The sequence below is a fragment of the Pseudomonas sp. NFIX49 genome, assembly GCF_900115915.1.
Taxonomy (GTDB): domain Bacteria; phylum Pseudomonadota; class Gammaproteobacteria; order Pseudomonadales; family Pseudomonadaceae; genus Aquipseudomonas; species Aquipseudomonas pharyngis.
The window spans coordinates 408,545-426,573 of the sequence record NZ_FOYE01000001.1 but is presented as its reverse complement, the minus strand read 5'-3'; the positions used below and the strand labels follow the sequence as shown (position 1 = coordinate 426,573).

Annotated in this window: 13 protein-coding genes and 1 pseudogene; 12 read left to right on the top strand and 2 right to left on the bottom strand. The window is 61.5% G+C overall.

What is annotated here, in order from left to right; translation table 11 throughout:
* The first annotated feature begins 52 nt into the window (after window positions 1-52).
* The 6 genes and pseudogenes from BMZ46_RS01910 to BMZ46_RS01890 all read left to right on the top strand — a co-directional run bounded on the left by BMZ46_RS01910 (window position 53) and on the right by BMZ46_RS01890 (window position 7,776).
* A complete protein-coding gene (locus BMZ46_RS01910; RefSeq protein ID WP_074688321.1) occupies window positions 53-2,638 on the top strand; it encodes a TonB-dependent receptor in 2,586 nt (861 codons plus the stop codon).
* A 111-nt stretch (window positions 2,639-2,749) separates the two neighbouring features.
* Entirely contained in the window at window positions 2,750-3,346 is a 597-nt protein-coding gene (locus BMZ46_RS01905; protein ID WP_074688323.1) for a biliverdin-producing heme oxygenase, read from the top strand.
* Window positions 3,347-3,514: 168 nt separating this feature from the next.
* Entirely contained in the window at window positions 3,515-3,910 is a 396-nt protein-coding gene (locus BMZ46_RS01900) for a YbaN family protein (protein WP_039766063.1), read from the top strand.
* A 102-nt stretch (window positions 3,911-4,012) separates the two neighbouring features.
* Window positions 4,013-5,371: pseudogene (locus tag BMZ46_RS29715) on the top strand (HAMP domain-containing protein); the annotation flags it as partial.
* A gap of 102 nt (window positions 5,372-5,473) precedes the next feature.
* Entirely contained in the window at window positions 5,474-6,229 is a 756-nt protein-coding gene (locus BMZ46_RS29710; protein WP_371855246.1) for a methyl-accepting chemotaxis protein, read from the top strand.
* Between the two features lie 197 nt (window positions 6,230-6,426).
* Window positions 6,427-7,776, top strand: coding sequence for a CoA transferase (locus tag BMZ46_RS01890; protein ID WP_074688327.1), 1,350 nt, complete (start codon window positions 6,427-6,429; stop codon window positions 7,774-7,776).
* 230 nt (window positions 7,777-8,006) lie between these two features.
* On the opposite strand, the gene BMZ46_RS01885 is transcribed toward BMZ46_RS01890, so the two are convergent.
* A complete protein-coding gene (locus BMZ46_RS01885) occupies window positions 8,007-8,858 on the bottom strand; it encodes a DNA-3-methyladenine glycosylase family protein (RefSeq protein WP_074688329.1) in 852 nt (283 codons plus the stop codon).
* Entirely contained in the window at window positions 8,855-10,282 is a 1,428-nt protein-coding gene (gene arcD / locus BMZ46_RS01880; RefSeq protein WP_074688331.1) for an arginine-ornithine antiporter, read from the bottom strand. Before arcD (BMZ46_RS01880) ends, BMZ46_RS01885 begins: the two co-directional genes overlap by 4 nt.
* Window positions 10,283-10,730: 448 nt before the next feature.
* Between arcD (BMZ46_RS01880) and arcD (BMZ46_RS01875) the strand changes: the two genes are divergently transcribed.
* From arcD (BMZ46_RS01875) to BMZ46_RS01850, 6 genes are all read left to right on the top strand, one after another.
* Window positions 10,731-12,158 carry an arginine-ornithine antiporter gene (gene arcD, locus BMZ46_RS01875; RefSeq protein ID WP_039766045.1) on the top strand — a complete coding sequence of 476 codons (1,428 nt, stop codon included), beginning with the start codon at window positions 10,731-10,733 and terminating at the stop codon, window positions 12,156-12,158.
* Between the two features lie 34 nt (window positions 12,159-12,192).
* Window positions 12,193-13,449, top strand: coding sequence for an arginine deiminase (arcA, locus tag BMZ46_RS01870; RefSeq protein ID WP_074688333.1), 1,257 nt, complete (start codon window positions 12,193-12,195; stop codon window positions 13,447-13,449).
* A gap of 69 nt (window positions 13,450-13,518) precedes the next feature.
* Window positions 13,519-14,529 (top strand): ornithine carbamoyltransferase, encoded by a 1,011-nt coding sequence (locus BMZ46_RS01865; RefSeq protein WP_039766039.1) that lies wholly within the window; start codon window positions 13,519-13,521, stop codon window positions 14,527-14,529.
* Window positions 14,530-14,678: 149 nt separating this feature from the next.
* Window positions 14,679-15,608, top strand: a complete 930-nt coding sequence (gene arcC, locus BMZ46_RS01860; RefSeq protein WP_039766038.1) for a carbamate kinase — start codon at window positions 14,679-14,681, stop codon at window positions 15,606-15,608.
* 62 nt (window positions 15,609-15,670) lie between these two features.
* The gene (locus BMZ46_RS01855) at window positions 15,671-16,033 is read left to right on the top strand and encodes a DUF5064 family protein (RefSeq protein WP_039766036.1); all 363 of its coding nucleotides are present in this window, start codon (window positions 15,671-15,673) and stop codon (window positions 16,031-16,033) included.
* A gap of 314 nt (window positions 16,034-16,347) precedes the next feature.
* On the top strand, window positions 16,348-17,856 hold the full coding sequence (locus BMZ46_RS01850; protein ID WP_039766033.1) for a sigma-54-dependent transcriptional regulator: 1,509 nt from the start codon (window positions 16,348-16,350) through the stop codon (window positions 17,854-17,856).
* The last annotated feature ends 173 nt before the right edge of the window (window positions 17,857-18,029 follow it).

Genomic DNA, 18,029 nt, shown 5'->3' with positions numbered 1-18,029 from the left:
TCGCGAGATCAATCAGCACCTATAAAGATTCGTGCGACACGGAGCGCTATCGATGTCCTCACGCCTTACCCGCCAGACTTCTTCCCCTTCCCGCGTGCTGTCGCTGCTGACCGCCGCCATCCTGATGGCCGGCACCGCGCCGCTGATGGCCGCCACCGAACAGCCGACGCGCAACATGGGCGACTACTCGTTCGCCATTGCCCAGCAGCCGCTGGTGTCGGCGCTCAACGCGTTCACCGCTGTCACCGGCTGGCAGGTCGGTTTGCCGGCGGAACTGGGTCAAGACGTGTCGTCGCCGGGCGTGCGCGGTTCGCTGCCACCGGAAAAAGCCCTGGAGCGCCTGTTGGTGGGGACCAACCTGAGCTTCCGCAAACTGAGCAACAACAACGTCGTGCTGGAAAAACGCGCCAGCGGCGGCGCACTCAATCTTGATCAGGTGACCATCAGCGCCACCCGTCAGGAACAGTCGATTAACAGCGTGCCGGCCACCGTCAGCGTGCAGACCCGCGAGGATCTGGACCGCAACAACGTCAATACCATCAAGGATCTGGTGCGCTACGAGCCGGGCGTCTCCGTCGGCGGCGCCGGCCAGCGCGGCGGGATCAGCGGCTACAACATTCGCGGCATCGACGGCGACCGCATCCTGACCCAGGTCGACGGCGTCGAAGTGCCGGACGGTTTCTTCAACGGCCCGTACGCCAAGACCCAGCGCAATTACGTCGACCCGGAAATCGTCAAACGCGTCGAAATCCTTCGTGGCCCGGCCTCGGTGCTGTACGGCAGCAACGCCATCGGCGGCGCCGTCAGTTACTACACCCTCGACCCGGACGACATCATCAAGCCCGGCAAAGACGTCGGCGCCCGCCTGAAGACCGGCTACAGCTCCGCCGACGAGAGCTGGCTGAAATCCGCCACCGTCGCCGGTCGCACCGACCAGTTCGACGGCTTGCTGCACTACAGCCAGCGCGACGGTCACGAAACCGATTCCTACGGCAGCAACAACGGCACCGGCCTTGAACGCACCGCCGCCAACCCGGAAGACGTGAAAGCCACCAACGTGCTGGCCAAGATCGGCTGGAACTACAACGAAGGTTCGCGCCTGGGCCTGACCTACGAAAAGTACAAGGATGATCGCGACACCGATCAGAAAAGCGCTTACGGCGGCCCTTACTTCAACGGTGCCCCGACAATCCCGGACAGCGTGCTGCCCGGCGGCATGTACCAGTGGCGCACCGGCAACGACACCATCACCCGCGAGCGTTTCGGCCTGGAGCACAGCTTCGAGTTGAACAGCCTGCTGGCGGACAACGTGAAGTGGAGCCTCAACCACCAGACCGCCAAGACCGATCAGAGCACCGACGAGTTCTACTACCCGATCACCCGCAAAGTGCTGCGCACCCGCGACACGATTTACGAAGAGAAACAGTGGGTCTTCGACGCGCAACTGGACAAGGCATTCGCCATCGGTGACACCGATCATGTGCTGACTTACGGCACCACCATCAAGCAGCAGAAAGTCACCGGATCGCGCAGCGGCGACGGCAAGTGCCTGGCGGTCGGTCGCGGCTGCACCGCCATCGGCGCCACCAGCGCGGCTGACGTGCTGAAAAAGTCCAGCGACTTCCCGGACCCGACCATCAACACCTACAGCCTGTTCGCCCAGGATCAGATCAACTGGAACAACTGGACCTTCCTGCCGGGCCTGCGCTACGACTACACCCAACTCAAGCCACACATCACCCAGGAGTTCCTTAACACCGTGGCCGCCGACGGCCAGGGCACGGTCAGCGATTCGAACAAAACCTGGCACAAAGTCTCGCCGAAATTCGGCCTGACCTACGCCCTGACCGAAAACTACACCTGGTACGGTCAGTACGCCGAAGGCTTCCGCACCCCGACCGCGAAAGCGCTGTATGGGCGCTTCGAGAACAGCACCACCGGCTACAACGTGGCGCCGAACCCGGACCTGGAACCGGAAAAAAGCAAAAGCTATGAAACCGGCCTGCGCGGCAACTTCGAGCAAGGCTCGTTCGACGTGGCGGTGTTCTATAACAAGTACCGCGACTTCATTAACGAAGACGCCGTCACCCCGGGCTACAGCGAGCTGACGTTCCAGTCCAGCAACATCAAGCACGCCACCATCAAGGGTGCCGAAGTCAAAGGTCGTCTGAACCTCGATTCCTTCGGCGCGCCGCAAGGCTTGTACACCCAAGGCTCGATTGCTTACGCCTACGGACGCAACAACGACAACGGCGAACCGTTGAACAGCGTCAACCCGCTGACCGGCGTATTCGGCCTCGGTTATGACCAGGACAACTACGGCGGCCTGCTGAGCTGGACCGTGGTCAAGAAGAAGGATCGCGTCGACGACAGCAACTTCAAATCGCCGGACGGTGTCAGCAGTCAATTCAAGTCGCCGGGCTTCGGCATTCTCGATCTGGCCGGTTATTACAAAGTCACCGACGACGTCACCGTCAGCGGCGGCATCTACAACCTGACCGACAAGAAATACTGGCTGTGGGATGACGTGCGCGGTTACGACAGCGTCGGCGAAGCGTCGGTGACACAACCGGCCAACCTTGATCGCCTGACCCAGCCGGGTCGCAATTTCGCGATCAACCTGGTCTGGGATATCTGATCCGGATGACCTCACGGCGCGCATGCATTGCCGCGCCGTGAGGTTTTTTTACTGTCCGGCGCTTGCCCGTACGTCTCGTTATCAAGCGCCTCTTCTTTTCAAGGACATCTCATGAGCACCCCGGAAAAAGCCCTGCGTTCGCAACGCCTGAACCAGATCACCCACGAGCCGCACAGCAAGCTCGATGCACTGGTCAAGGCCCACGCACCGTTCGAGACCCGCGCCAATTTCGCCCGCTTCGTGGTCGCGCAGTACCTGTTCCAGTCGGAACTGGTGTCGCTGTACAACGATGCCGAACTGACCGCCATCGTCCCTGACCTGCCGGCCCGCTGCCGCGCCGAAGCCGCCATGGCCGACCTCGCCGACCTCGACACCGAAGTGCCTGCGCCAGTCGCCGGCGCGGTGAAAAACCCGAGCAAGGCCCGCGCCCTGGGCTGGATCTTCGTCTCCGAGGGCTCCAAGCTCGGCGCCGCGTTCCTGATCAAACGCGCTGTCGCGCTGGACCTGAGCGAAACCTTCGGCGCCCGCCACCTGGGCGAACCTGAAGGCGGTCGTGCAGAAGGCTGGAAGAGCTTTGTGCGCACCCTCGATTCACTGCAATTCAGCGCTGAAGAAGAAGCCGAAGTGGAGCAAGGCGCGATTGATGCGTTCAACCGCTTCACCGTGCTGCTGGAACAGGCTTACGCCACAGAAGCCGAGCCGGCCTGATCCTGACCACTGTAAAACCCTGTGGGAGCTGGCTTGCCAGCGATGACGGCGCGTCAGACAACATCCCTGTCGACTGACCGGACGCTATCGCTGGCAAGCCAGCTCCCACAAGGAATTGCGTAAGTCTGTAAGATTCCCACCTTGTCACATAAGCCTCTCGCTGAGCCCATGCCCCAACCCGCCGCCTCCCGACTCGCCCGCCTGCTGTTTGGCCTGCTCGCCTATGTCAGCCTCGGCATCGGCCTGATCGCCATCGTCGTGCCCGGCCTGCCGACTACCGAGTTCATCCTGCTCGCCGCCTGGGCCGCGACTCGCAGTTCGCCGCGTCTAAGTGGCTGGCTGGAAAACCATCGACTGTTCGGCCCGATCCTGAGCAACTGGCGCAACGGCAAGATCATCGCCCGCAAGGCCAAGGTCAGCGCTACGGTCAGCATGCTGCTGTGCGCCACGCTGATGCTGGTGATGCTCGATCACGGTTGGCCGATTTATCTGGCGATTGCCGGGATGACCCTGGGCAACCTGTGGATCTGGTCGCGACCGGAAGCGTTGCCGAAGATTTCCTGATTTTTCTCTTGTTTTCAGGGTATTTACCCGCGCAAACGTTTAGCCGTGACCGCTCGTCGGCTGGTAGTTCATGCCTCTGCGCCTCGCGCCGATGAGCATTGAATGGCGCTGAATGGATTTGGCGAACCCGGCACCTTCCTGCCCCTTAGCCAACAGCTCATCCATTCGCGAGAACGTCCCATGTTCGACTCTCTGTCCATCCGCCTGAAAATCGTCCTGCTCTCCGGCCTGTGCCTGCTCGGTGTGGTGGCGCTGATCGTTGGCATCAACATTTACCAGACCAACCAGAACGACGAACTGGTCAGTGCTTCCAGCAGCAAGATGCTCACCGCCAGTGTGCAGAACCTGTTGCAGGCCAAGGCTGCCGAGCAAGCGGTGCGGGTGCAGAAAACCTTCGGCGAGAGCCTGTTGGCGATCACCGCGCTGGCCGACCAGATCAAGGACATGCGAGTGATGGCCGCCAAGCGTTCGCTGGACGCCGGCGCCCTGCGTGAAGAGTTGAACCAGAGCCTGAAAACCGCCTTCGAGCGCAACAGCAAGGTGCTTGGCATCTGGCTGGCGTTCGAACACAACGGACTGGACGGCAAGGACAGCGAATTCGCCAACGATGCCGCGCGTCAGTCCAACGAGGCGGGACGTTTCGCCAGTTACTGGAGCCGTGCTGCGGGTCCGTCGCTGAACACGATCATGGTCGAAGACGACATGAACAAGACCACCCTCAGCGTCAGCGGCACGCCTTACAACAGCTGGTACACCTGCCCTCGCGACAACAAACGCACCTGCCTGCTCGACCCTTACGCCGACACCGTGGGCGGCAAGGAAATGCTCATGACCACCATTTCCGTGCCCCTGCTGGTGGACGGCAAGGCCATCGGCGTGGTCGGTGTCGACATCGCCCTCGACGCCCTGCAAGCAGCGGCCGTGGACTCTCAGCGTGACCTGTTCAACAGCGCCGGGCACATGCTGATCGTCTCCGGCAGCGGCGTGCTCGGTGCCTACAGCGCGGATGCCGGCAAGGTCGGCAAAAGCATCGGCGACACCCTCGGCGCCGAGGGCAAGGACGTGCTGCAACTGCTGAGTGCCGGCACACCGAAGATTCTCGAACGGGGCGATCTGATCCGCGCCGTGTATCCGGTCAACCCGATTGCCGACTCCAAGGCCTGGGGCGTGGTCATCGACCTGCCGAAACAAGTGCTGCTGGCCGACTCGGTCAAGCTCCAGGCAGTGCTCGACGACGCGCAGCAAACCGGCACCATTACCGCCCTCGCAGTTGCAGTGATCGCCGGTCTGATCGGCCTGCTGCTGATCTGGCTCACCGCCTCCGGTGTGACCCGTCCGATCAACAGCGTTGCCGAGATGCTGAAGAACATCGCCAGCGGCGAAGGCGACCTGACCCAGCGCCTGAACTACACCAAGCAGGATGAACTGGGCGAACTGGTGAACTGGTTCAACCGCTTCCTCGACAAGCTGCAACCGACCATCGCCCAGATCAAACAGAGCATCACCGAGGCTCGCGGCACCGCCGATCAATCGTCGGAAATCGCCCGCCAGACCAGTGAAGGCATGCAGGTGCAATTCCGCGAGATCGATCAGGTGGCCACCGCCTCCAACGAAATGAGCGCCACCGCTCACGACGTGGCCAACAGTGCTTCGAACGCGGCCAACGCGGCGAAGGGCGCCGACCAGTCGGCCAAGGACGGGATGTCGATCATCGAGCGCAGTACCCGCGACATCAATCAACTGGCGGACGAAGTCAGCAAAGCGGTGACCGAGGTCGAAGAGCTGGCGGTCAACAGCGAGCAGATCGGTTCGGTGCTGGAAGTGATCCGCAGCATTGCCGAGCAGACCAACCTGCTGGCGCTGAACGCCGCGATCGAAGCAGCCCGTGCCGGTGAAAGCGGTCGTGGTTTTGCGGTGGTGGCCGACGAAGTCCGTAACCTGGCCAAGCGTACTCAGGATTCGGTGGAAGAAATTCGCGTGGTCATTGAACGCATCCAGACCGGCACCCGTGGCGTGGTCGCGACCATGCACTCGAGCCAGACCCAGGCCCACAACAACGCCGGGCAGATCCGTCAGGCCGTGGACGCCCTCGGCAAGATCAGCGACGCGGTCACCGTGATCAGCGACATGAACCTGCAAATCGCCAGCGCCGCCGAACAGCAAAGCGCGGTGGCCGAAGAGGTCAACCGCAACGTCTCGGCGATCCGTACCGTCACCGAAACCCTGACCGAACAGGCCAACGAATCGGCGGCGATCAGCAGCCAGCTCAACGCCCTGGCCAGCCAGCAGATGAAATTGATGGATCAGTTCCGCGTCTAGAACATCACTTTCATCCCTTGTGGGAGCTTGCCTGCAAGCGATGGCGGTGGATCAGTCGAGACATCTATCGGCAGACACTCCGCTATCGCTTGCAGGCAAGCTCCCACAGGGATTTGTGTTGACTAGGGAGATTAGGGTTTTCATCTAACTCGATATTCTTTTGCACTATGATCAGGCCCTCTTCCGGAGGGCCTTCGATGACCGATCTGCTCACGTCCATTCAAGCCGCGCTCGGCTTGTCCCCCACGCCGATTCCGTTCACCGGCGAGGGCGCCCTGCCCTCGGCGTTCGCCGTCACCGACCTGGCCTGCGCGAGCATTGCCGCTGCCGGGCAAGCCGTCGCCGAACTGCTTCAGCAGCAAACCGGCCACTTGCCCACGGTAGTAGTCGACCGCCGCCTCGCCTCGTTCTGGTTCGCCACCTCGCTGCGACCGATCGGCTGGGAAGTGCCGCCGCTGTGGGATCCGGTGGCCGGCGACTACGCAACCCGAGACGGCTGGATCCGCCTGCACACCAACGCCCCGCATCACCGCGCCGCTGCTGAACGCGTGCTCGGCGCCTGTACCGACCGCGCGGCGATGGCGGCGAAAGTCGCGCAATGGGCCAGTGCCGATCTGGAGCGAGCGGTGGTCGAGGCCAAGGGTTGTGCGGCTGAAATGCGCAGTTGGGAACAGTGGCAAAAACATCCGCAAGGGTTGGCGGTGAATGCCGAACCCTTGGTGCATTTCGGGAATGGGAAAGAAGAAAACCATCAACCCTGGCAAGGCTCGGTGGCGCGGCCATTGGCCGGGCTCAAGGTGCTCGATCTGACCCGCGTACTGGCCGGCCCGACCGCCAGCCGCTTCCTCGCGGGGCTCGGCGCCAATGTGCTGCGCATCGACCCGCCGACCTGGAACGAACCCGGTGTGGTGCCGGAAGTGACCCTCGGCAAACGCTGTGCGCGACTGGATCTGCATGTGCCGGCAGATCGCACAGTGTTTGAAAGCCTGCTCAAGGATGCCGACATTCTTCTGCACGGTTATCGTGCCGACGCCCTTGAACATCTCGGCTTCGGCGTTGAACGTCGCCGGCAACTCGCGCCGGGGCTGATCGACGTTTGCCTCAACGCCTACGGCTGGAGCGGCCCGTGGCAGAACCGTCGGGGCTTCGACAGTCTGGTGCAGATGAGCAGCGGAATCGCCGAGGCCGGACAGCGCTGGAAGCAGGCTGACAAACCGACGCCGTTGCCAGTGCAGGCGCTGGATAATGCGACGGGGTATCTGATGGCGGCGAGTGTGATTCGGTTGCTGACTGAACGGTTACGCAGTGGTCGAGGTGGATCGGCACGGTTGTCGCTGGCGCGGACGGCGAAGCTGTTGGTTGAGCATGGGGCTGGGACTGACGAAGCGTTGCGTCCGGAGGAGGCAAAGGACCAGAGCTTGCAGATGGAACACACGCCATGGGGGCCGGCACGTCGGCTTCAAGCGCCGCTGCGTATTGCTGGAGCGCCGTTGCAGTGGGCTTTGCCGGCGACTGAGTTAGGGTCGCATCGTCCGCAGTGGTTTTGAGATTTGTGCATGGTTTGAGATCGCTGCCCTCACCCCAGCCCTCTCCCAGGGGGAGAGGGAGCCGACCGAGTTGTCTGGCGCCATGCATCGACCTGAGAGATCGAGTCGATTTTGGATTCGATGCAGAACGTTCAAGTCGATGTACTTCTCAAATATCCCCCAATCGGCTCCCTCTCCCTCCGGGAGAGGGCTGGGGTGAGGGCAGCGGTTTCAAGTCGGAAACGAAAGACTCAGTCAAAGCGACTCCAAGACGCCCACAACACCTGCGCCGCATACCCCCGAAATGGCCGCCAGGCCTCTGCCCGAACAGACAACTCCCGCGCCGTCATCCGCACGCCTTCCAGCACTTCCAGCGCCCGCAGCAACCCCACATCCCCGGTCGGAAACCCGTCCATGTCCCGCAACTGCCGCAGGGCAATGTACTGCGCCGTCCAGTCGCCAATCCCTTGCAGCGCCAGCAACCGCGCCGTCCCGGAGGCAAACAGCAGCGGATCGTCAAATGACGCCTGCGCCACCCCGGACAAGGTGCGCCCGCGACTTTTCGGCATGCCCAGCGCCGCCAGATCAGCGTTCGCCAAAACCTCTGCCTGAGGAAAAACGTGAGTCAGGCCCTGCACTACAGAACGCAATGGCTCGCCATACTGCGCCACCAGTTTCCCCGCCAGCCGAATCGCCGCGACCACGGTGATCTGCTGCCCCAATACCGCGCGAAACGCCAACTCCAAACCATCCCACGCCCCCGGCACCCGCAACCCCGGACGCTCGGCGATCAGCCGCGCCAGCAGCGGATCCGTCGCCAGATGCTGCTGCATCGTCGGTAGATCCGCATCCAGATCAAACATCCGTCGCAAGCGCGCAACAATCTCGGGAACCGCCGACGGATCCGGGAAATCCAGTTCCACCTCCAGCGCATCACCGTCACCGGGCCAGACCGAAACCCTGCCGTGAAACCCATTCAGCCCGATGCTGCGCGAATACACACCATCGACTACTGTCTCCATCCCCGCCACCGCGCGGGCCGCGAGAAACCGGAGCATCGCCGGCCAGTCGCAAGATCCGTGATAGTCGAGCCGTAACCTCACAGAGACAACACGCCGCTGTACAACCCATACGCCGCAAGCCCGGCCCCGGCGATCACGCAGGTGAAAATCCCCTTCTCGAGCGTGGTGAACAACGGCTCGCCCTGCTCATGCTTGGCCTTGGCGAACAGGATCACCCCCGGCGCATACAACAGCGCCGACAACAGCAGGTATTTCACCCCGCCGGCATACAACAGCCACACCGCGTAACACAGCGCGATGCCGCCGATCAGCAGATCCTTGGTGCGTTCGGCAGAGGCATGTTCATAGGTTTCTCCCCGCCCGCTCAACAGCACCGCATAGGCCGCCGACCACAGATACGGCACCAGAATCATCGACGAGGCGAGGTAAATCAGACTGGTATAGGTGCCGGCGGAAAACAGCGTGATCAGCAGGAAAATCTGGATCATCACGTTGGTCAGCCACAACGCGTTGACCGGCACATGGTTGGCGTTTTCCTTCTTCAGGAACGCCGGCATCGTATTGTCCTTGGCGGTGGCGAACAGGATCTCCGCGCACAACAGCGCCCACGACAGCAACGCACCGAGCAACGAAATGGCCAGGCCCACGCTGATCAGCAACGCGCCCCATGGCCCGACGATGTGTTCCAGCACCGCCGCCAGTGACGGGTTTTGCAAGGTCGCCAGTTCCGGCTGGCTCATGATCCCCAGCGACAACACATTGACCAGCACCAGCAGCGCCAGCACACCGAGGAAACCGATCACCGTGGCACGGCCCACATCGGTGCGCTTCTCCGCCCGGGCCGAGTAAACGCTGGCGCCTTCGATACCGATGAACACGAACACGGTGACCAGCATCATGTTGCGCACCTGATCCATCACGCCGCCGAAATTCGGGTTGCTGCGGCCCCATATGTCGCGGGTAAAAATCTCGGCCTTGAACGCCACGGCGGCAATGACCACGAACATGATCAGCGGAATGATCTTGGCCACGGTGGTCAACTGATTGATCAGCGCCGCCTCCTTGATCCCGCGCATCACCAGAAAATGCACGGCCCACAGCAACACCGAGGCGCAACCGATGGCGATTGGCGTGTTGCCCTGGCCGAACACCGGAAAGAAGTAGCCGAGGGTGCTGAACAGCAACACGAAATACCCGACGTTGCCCAGCCAGGCACTGATCCAGTAACCCCACGCCGAAGAAAAGCCCATGTAGTCGCCGAACCCGGCCTTGGCGTAGGCATACACGCCGGAGTCCAGTTCCGGTTTGCGATTGGCCAGGGTCTGAAACACGAAAGCCAGGGTGAGCATGCCGATCGCCGTGATGCCCCAGCCGATCAGAATGGCGCCGGCATCGGCCCGGGCTGCCATGTTTTGCGGCAGGGAAAAAATCCCCCCGCCAATCATCGAACCCACCACCAGGGCGATCAGTGCGCCAAGGCGCAGCTTTTGCGTCGGTTGCGACATTCCAGCGTCTCCAGGTTCCCGAGGTCGGCATTGGCCGCCCATGGTGATGTAACCGGTATTAACCAAACGGTTAGAGCGTAAGTACGTTTATTGAATAACGCCAATCAACGCCTTTTATATATAGCGGATGGCACTAATGCCTAGCACGGATAGGCAGTTTTGTGTGCGAATCCTGATAATTCGATTCTGTACTGAAAACAGAGGTGAAAAATTTGCCAAACCTTGAAAACGGACTAGCGTGATAACTCGAAAGTAATAGGAAAAGTTCCCAACTACATATGCCGAAAGCCTCTAGGACAGGCCTCACAGGCAGAAGCCTTATGCCATCAGAGGTTTCATAAGTCATTCATTAACAATGGAATGTGACCATGCACTGATCTAAGTCAGCTGTTTGAATAGCTAACAGAACTACGCTGTGAACTCTTCTCTCCTGCAATGGAGTCATGCAATGTCTGAAGCTCCCGGAAAACTACGACTAGGTGCACTGGTTGCATTGGTAGTCGGCTCAATGATCGGTGGCGGGATATTCTCTTTGCCACAAAACATGGCCGCCAGTGCCGACGTCGGCGCGGTTCTGATTGGCTGGGCCATCACCGCTGTCGGCATGCTCACCCTCGCTTTCGTCTTTCAAACCCTCGCCAATCGCAAGCCTGACCTGGACGGCGGTGTCTACGCCTACGCCAAGGCCGGTTTCGGCGATTACATGGGCTTTTCTTCGGCCTGGGGCTACTGGATCAGTGCCTGGCTGGGCAACGTCGGTTACTTCGTTCTGCTGTTCAGCACCCTCGGGTATTTCTTTCCGGTTTTTGGGGAAGGCAACACCGTTGCCGCAGTGATCGGCGCCTCTGTGCTGTTGTGGGGCGTGCACTTTCTGGTGCTGCGCGGGATCAAGGAGGCGGCGTTCATCAACCTGGTGACCACCGTCGCCAAGGTCGTGCCGCTGCTGCTGTTCGTGCTGATCGCGATCTTCGCCTTCAAACTGGACATCTTCACCGCCGACATCTGGGGCGTGAAAAACCCGGATCTGGGCAGCGTGATGAACCAGGTGCGCAACATGATGCTGGTCACCGTATGGGTGTTCATCGGCATCGAGGGCGCGAGCATCTTCTCGGCCCGGGCGGAAAAACGTTCGGACGTCGGCAAGGCCACCGTGATCGGTTTCATCACCGTGCTGCTGTTCCTGGTGCTGGTGAACGTGCTGTCGCTGGGCATCATGACCCAGCCGGAACTGGCCAAACTGCAGAACCCGTCGATGGCCGCCGTGCTGGAACACGTGGTCGGTCACTGGGGTGCGGTGCTGATCAGCGTCGGCCTGATCATCTCGCTGCTGGGGGCGTTGCTGTCGTGGGTGCTGCTGTGTGCGGAGATCATGTTCGCCGCCGCCAAGGACCACACCATGCCGGAGTTCCTGCGCAAGGAGAACGCCAACCACGTGCCGGTCAACGCCCTGTGGCTGACCAACGCGATGGTGCAGCTGTTCCTGATCATCACCCTGTTCTCGGCCAGCACTTACCTGTCGCTGATCTACCTCGCCACTTCGATGATTCTGGTGCCATACCTGTGGTCGGCGGCCTACGCCCTGCTGCTGGCGGTGCGCGGCGAAAGTTACGAAGGCTTCGCGGCCGAACGGCGCAAGGACCTGATCATCGGCGGTATCGCCCTGATCTATGCGGTGTGGCTGCTCTACGCCGGTGGCGTGAAGTACCTGCTGCTCTCGGCCCTGCTCTATGCCCCCGGCGCGATCCTGTTCGCCAAGGCCAAGCTCGAACTCAAACAACCGGTTTTCACCAACGTCGAGAAGCTGATTTTCGCCGCAGTGGTCGTGGGCGCCCTGGTGGCAGCCTACGGACTGTATGACGGCTTCCTGACTCTGTAATTGCCCAACGTTTTCACTCTGGAGGATCACTGAAATGACCACGGAAAAAGCTAAGTACGGCGTCCATTCCGAAGCCGGCAAACTGCGCAAAGTCATGGTTTGCTCCCCAGGTCTGGCCCATCAGCGGCTGACCCCGAACAACTGCGATGAACTGCTGTTCGACGACGTGCTGTGGGTCGCCCAGGCCAAGCGCGACCACTTCGACTTCGTGACCAAGATGCGTGAGCGCGGGATCGACGTGCTGGAAATGCACAACCTGCTGACCGACATCGTCGCCATCCCTGAAGCGCTGGACTGGATCCTCGAACGCAAGGTCACTGCCGATTCGGTGGGCCTGGGCCTGATCAACGAAGTCAAATTCTGGCTGAAAAGCCTGGAGCCGCGACACATCGCCGAATTCCTGATTGGCGGTGTGTCCGCCGATGACCTGCCGGACAGCTTCGGTGGCAAGACCATCCAGATGTTCCGCGACTTCCTCGGCCACTCCAGTTTCATTCTGCCGCCGCTGCCGAACACCCAGTTCACCCGCGACACCACCTGCTGGATCTACGGTGGCGTGACGCTGAACCCGATGTACTGGCCGGCGCGCCGTCAGGAAACCCTGCTGACCACCGCCATCTACAAATTCCATCCGCAATTCACCAACGCCGATTTCGAGATCTGGTACGGCGACCCGGACAAGGATCACGGCAGTTCCACCCTCGAAGGCGGCGACGTGATGCCGATCGGCAACGGCGTGGTGCTGATCGGTATGGGCGAGCGTTCATCCCGTCAGGCCATCGGCCAACTGGCGCTGAACCTGTTCAAGAACAAGGCCGTGGAAAAAGTCATCGTCGCCGGCCTGCCGAAGTCCCGCGCAGCGATGCACCTCGATACCGTGTTCAGCTTCTGCGACCGCGACCTGGTCACGATCTTCCCGGAAGTGGTCAACCAGATCGTCGCCTTCACCCTGCGCCCTGACGAAAGCAAACAGGGCGGCATCGACATCCGTCGCGAAGAAGGCACGTTCCTCGACGTCGTGGCCAAAGCCCTCAACCTGCCGAAACTGCGCGTCGTCGAAACCGGCGGCAACAGCTTCGCCGCCGAACGCGAGCAATGGGATGACGGCAACAACGTGGTGGCCGTGGAGCCGGGCGTGGTCATCGGCTACGACCGTAACACCTACACCAACACCCTGCTGCGCAAGGCCGGGGTCGAGGTCATCACCATCAGCGCCGGCGAACTGGGCCGTGGCCGTGGCGGCGGCCACTGCATGACCTGCCCGATCGTGCGCGACCCAATCGACTACTAAACCTTTGAGCCCTGGCCGGCGCTGATCCAGCGCGGCCAGGGGGATAACCGAAACCCAAGGAGATCCATCATGGCTTTCAATATTCACAACCGTAACCTGCTCAGCCTGGAACACCACACCCCACGTGAGCTGCGCTACCTGCTCGACCTGTCCCGCGACCTCAAACGCGCCAAATACACCGGCACCGAGCAGCAACACCTGAAGGGCAACAACATCGCCCTGATCTTCGAAAAAACTTCGACCCGTACCCGCTGCGCATTCGAAGTCGCCGCCTATGATCAGGGCGCCAACGTCACCTACATCGACCCGAACTCTTCGCAGATCGGCCACAAGGAAAGCATGAAAGACACCGCCCGCGTGCTGGGTCGCATGTACGACGCCATCGAGTACCGTGGCTTCAAACAGGAAATCGTCGAAGAGCTGGCCAAGTTCGCCGGCGTGCCGGTGTTCAACGGCCTGACCGATGAATATCACCCGACCCAGATGATCGCCGACGTGCTGACCATGCGTGAGCACGCCGACAAGCCGATCCACGAGATCAGCTACGCCTACCTGGGCGACGCGCGTAACAACATGGGCAACTCGCTGCTGCTGGTGGGCTCCAAACTCGGTATGGACGTGCGCATCTGCGCGCCGAAAGCCCTGTGGCCGCATGACGACCTGGTGGATCGCTGCAAGAAGTACGCAGAGGAAAGCGGCGCGCGCATCACCCTGACCGAAGATCCGAAAGCGGCGGTCAAAGGCGTGGACTTCATCCACACCGACGTCTGGGTATCAATGGGCGAGCCGGTGGAAGCCTGGGCCGAGCGTATCCAGCAACTGCTGCCGTATCAGGTCAACGCCGAGCTGATGAAAGCCACCGGCAACCCGCGCACCAAGTTCATGCACTGCCTGCCGGCGTTTCACAACAGCGATACCAAGGTCGGCAAACAGATCGCCGAACAGTATCCGCACCTGAAAAACGGCATCGAAGTGACCGACGACGTGTTCGAGTCGCCAGCCTGCATCGCCTTCGAGCAAGCGGAAAACCGCATGCACACCATCAAGGCGATTCTGGTGTCGACTTTGGCTGATCTGTAACCCGGCTTTGGCACTGATCGTTCCCACGCTCCGCGTGGTAACGCCGCCCCCGGACGCTCCGCGTCCGCTGTGACGCAGAGCGTCACGGGATGCATTCCCACGCGGGAGCGTGGGAACGATCAGCGATCAACACGAAAAGGACATGCACCATGCGTATCGTCGTAGCCCTGGGCGGTAACGCCCTGCTCCGCCGTGGCGAGCCGATGACCGCTGACAACCAGCGCGCCAACATCCGCATCGCCACCGAGCAAATCGCCAAGATCCATCCCGGCAACCAACTGGTCATCGCCCACGGCAATGGCCCGCAAGTCGGCCTGCTGTCGTTGCAAGCGGCGGCCTACACCTCCGTCACCCCTTACCCGCTGGACGTGCTCGGTGCCGAAACCGAAGGCATGATCGGCTACATCATCGAACAGGAACTGGGCAACCTGCTGGACTTCGAAGTCCCGTTCGCCACCCTGCTCACCCAGGTCGAAGTCGATGCCAACGACCCGGCCTTCAAGAACCCGACCAAACCGATCGGCCCGGTCTACGAGAAAGCCGAAGCAGAAAAACTCGCCGCCGAAAAAGGCTGGGCCATCGCCCCGGACGGCGACAAGTTCCGCCGTGTGGTGGCCAGCCCCCGGCCCAAACGCATCTTTGAAATCCGCCCGATCAAGTGGCTGCTGGACAAGGGCAGCATCGTGATCTGCGCCGGCGGTGGCGGGATTCCGACCATGTACGACGAGCACCGCAATCTCAAAGGCATCGAAGCGGTGATCGACAAGGACCTGTGCTCGGCGCTGCTGGCCGAACAGCTGGAGGCGGACTTACTGGTGATCGCCACCGACGTCAACGCGGCGTACATCGACTTCAAGAAACCCACCGAGAAAGCGATTGCCCAGGCCCACCCGGACGAACTCGAACGCCTGGGCTTCGCCGCCGGTTCCATGGGGCCGAAGGTGCAGGCAGCCTGCGAGTTTGCGCGCCATACTGGCAAGGTCGCGGTGATCGGTTCGCTCTCGGACATCGAAGCCATCGTCCAGGGTACCGCCGGTACGCGGGTCAGCACGGCAGCGCCGGGCATCACCTACCGATAAAAAGAAACTCCGGGGGCAGACCTCAGGTCTGCCCTTCTCCCATGCCTTGAAAGGAGAAAACCATGGCCCAGTTCGAACCCGGTCATTTGCATATCGAGCGGCATGCATTGACTGACGACGACGTCAATTACAACGTGCACCTCGACTATGAAGTGTTCACCGATCCCCAGAAAGGCAAAGGGATACAGTTCACCCTGCATGGCAGCATGCAGGGCAAAGAGGTCAACGAACCGTTCTTTCTGCCCAAGGAGGAAGCCTACAACTTCGCTCGCAACGTGACGCAGATTGCCGAAAAGTACGGCATTCCCAAGAGCCACAGCCAGATCGGCTCGGTGCATAAGCATTACGACCTGATGTTTGAGGACATCCGCAAGCAGCTGAATATGCAGTCCGGGGATCCGGTCAATCCCGAGCATTTCGAGTAACCCCAAAAGCCCCCTCACCCTAACCCTCCCGAAGCGTCGGACCGCCCGGAGGGAGAGGGGACTGATCCGGGGATGCTTCAGGGTTACACCGACCTGAAAGCTCTTCGCTGAATCCATAATCGACTCGATTCTTCAGGTCGATGTATCACGCAATACACCTCGGTCAGCTCCCTCTCCCTCCGGGCGGTCCGACGCTTCGGGAGGGCTGGGGTGAGGGGTGATTTTCGAGCACGACGCCGATCTCAAGATTTCACCCCAGTCCCCCATCAAGGCATACTTGCCCCCCTCCGCACTCCAGAACCCAGAACCGCCCCATGCGTATCCACGTCAGCTTCATCGACCGCGTCGGCATCACCCAGGAAGTCCTGGCTATCCTCGGCGGGCGCAATCTCAATCTGGATGCAGTGGAGATGATCCCGCCCAACGTCTACATCGACGCCCCGACCCTGAGCCCGCAAGTGCTCGAAGAACTCAAAGATGCGCTGTTTCGCGTGCGTGGTGTAGAAGCAGTGACCGTGGTCGACATCCTCCCCGGCCAGCGTCGGCACTTGCAGCTCGATGCGTTGCTCGCGGCGATGACCGACCCGGTACTGGCGCTGGACAGCGCCGGCAAGGTGCTGCTGGCCAACCCGGCGCTGATCGCCCTGTACGGTCGCGAGCCGGCGGGCGAAAGCGTTTCGGAACTGTTCAACGATCCGGGTCTGCTCGAAACCTTGCTCGAACAAGGCTTCCGCCTGCCGCTGCGGGAAATCACCGTCAATGGCCAGACCCTGTTGCTCGACGCCACGCCGATCACCGACGCCGGCGCCCTGCTCACGCTGTATCAACCCAACCGCATCGGCGAACAACTGTCGGCGCTGCATCACGACCATGCCGAAGGTTTCGATGCGCTGCTCGGTGAATCGCCGCCAATCCGCACCCTCAAGGCCCGCGCCCAACGGGTAGCGGCCCTCGATGCGCCGCTGCTGATCCAGGGCGAAACCGGCACCGGCAAGGAACTGGTGGCCCGCGCCTGTCACGCCATCAGCGCCCGGCACAGCGCACCCTTCCTCGCACTGAACTGCGCGGCCCTGCCGGAGAACCTCGCCGAGAGCGAACTGTTCGGCTACGCCCCCGGCGCCTTCACCGGCGCACAACGCGGCGGCAAACCGGGGCTGATGGAGCTGGCCAACCAGGGCACGGTGTTCCTCGACGAAATCGGCGAGATGTCGCCGTACTTGCAGGCCAAACTGCTGCGTTTTCTCAACGACGGCAGCTTCCGTCGGGTTGGCGGTGACCGTGAGGTGAAGGTCAACGTGCGGATTCTCAGCGCGACCCACCGCGACCTGGAGAAAATGGTCAGCGAAGGCCTGTTCCGCGAAGACCTGTTCTACCGCCTCAACGTGCTCAACGTCGAAGTACCGCCGCTACGTGAACGCGGTCAGGACATTCTGTTGCTGGCGCGCTATTTCATGCAGCAGGCCTGCGCGCAGATCCAGCGACCGGTCTGCCGCCTCGCTCCGGGCACTTACCCGGCGCTGCTCGGCAACCGCTGGCCGGGCAACGTGCGGCAATTACAGAACGTGATCTTCCGCGCCGCCGCCATTTGCGAAAGCAGCCTGGTGGACATCGGCGACCTCGACATCGCCGGCACCTCCGTGGCACGCCAGACCGACACCGACGTCGACAGCCTGGAAGAAGCGGTGGAAGCCTTCGAGAAATCGCTGCTGGAAAAACTCTACGTCAGCTACCCCTCGACCCGCCAACTGGCCAGCCGCCTGCAGACCTCGCACACCGCAATCGCGCATCGACTGCGCAAATACGGCATCCCCAACAAACCCTGACTTCGCCCCAAAAGCGACCTCCATCTGTACTGAAAGCGCTACAGCGGAACGATATCGCTACACCCTCCTCCGATCACCGCTGTGCAAGGCTTTGATCCGGTTCAGCTTTTTTCTTCGCCCCACGCTGTAGCGATTTCGCTACAGCCAACGTATTTGCGCTCGCCCGAAAAACC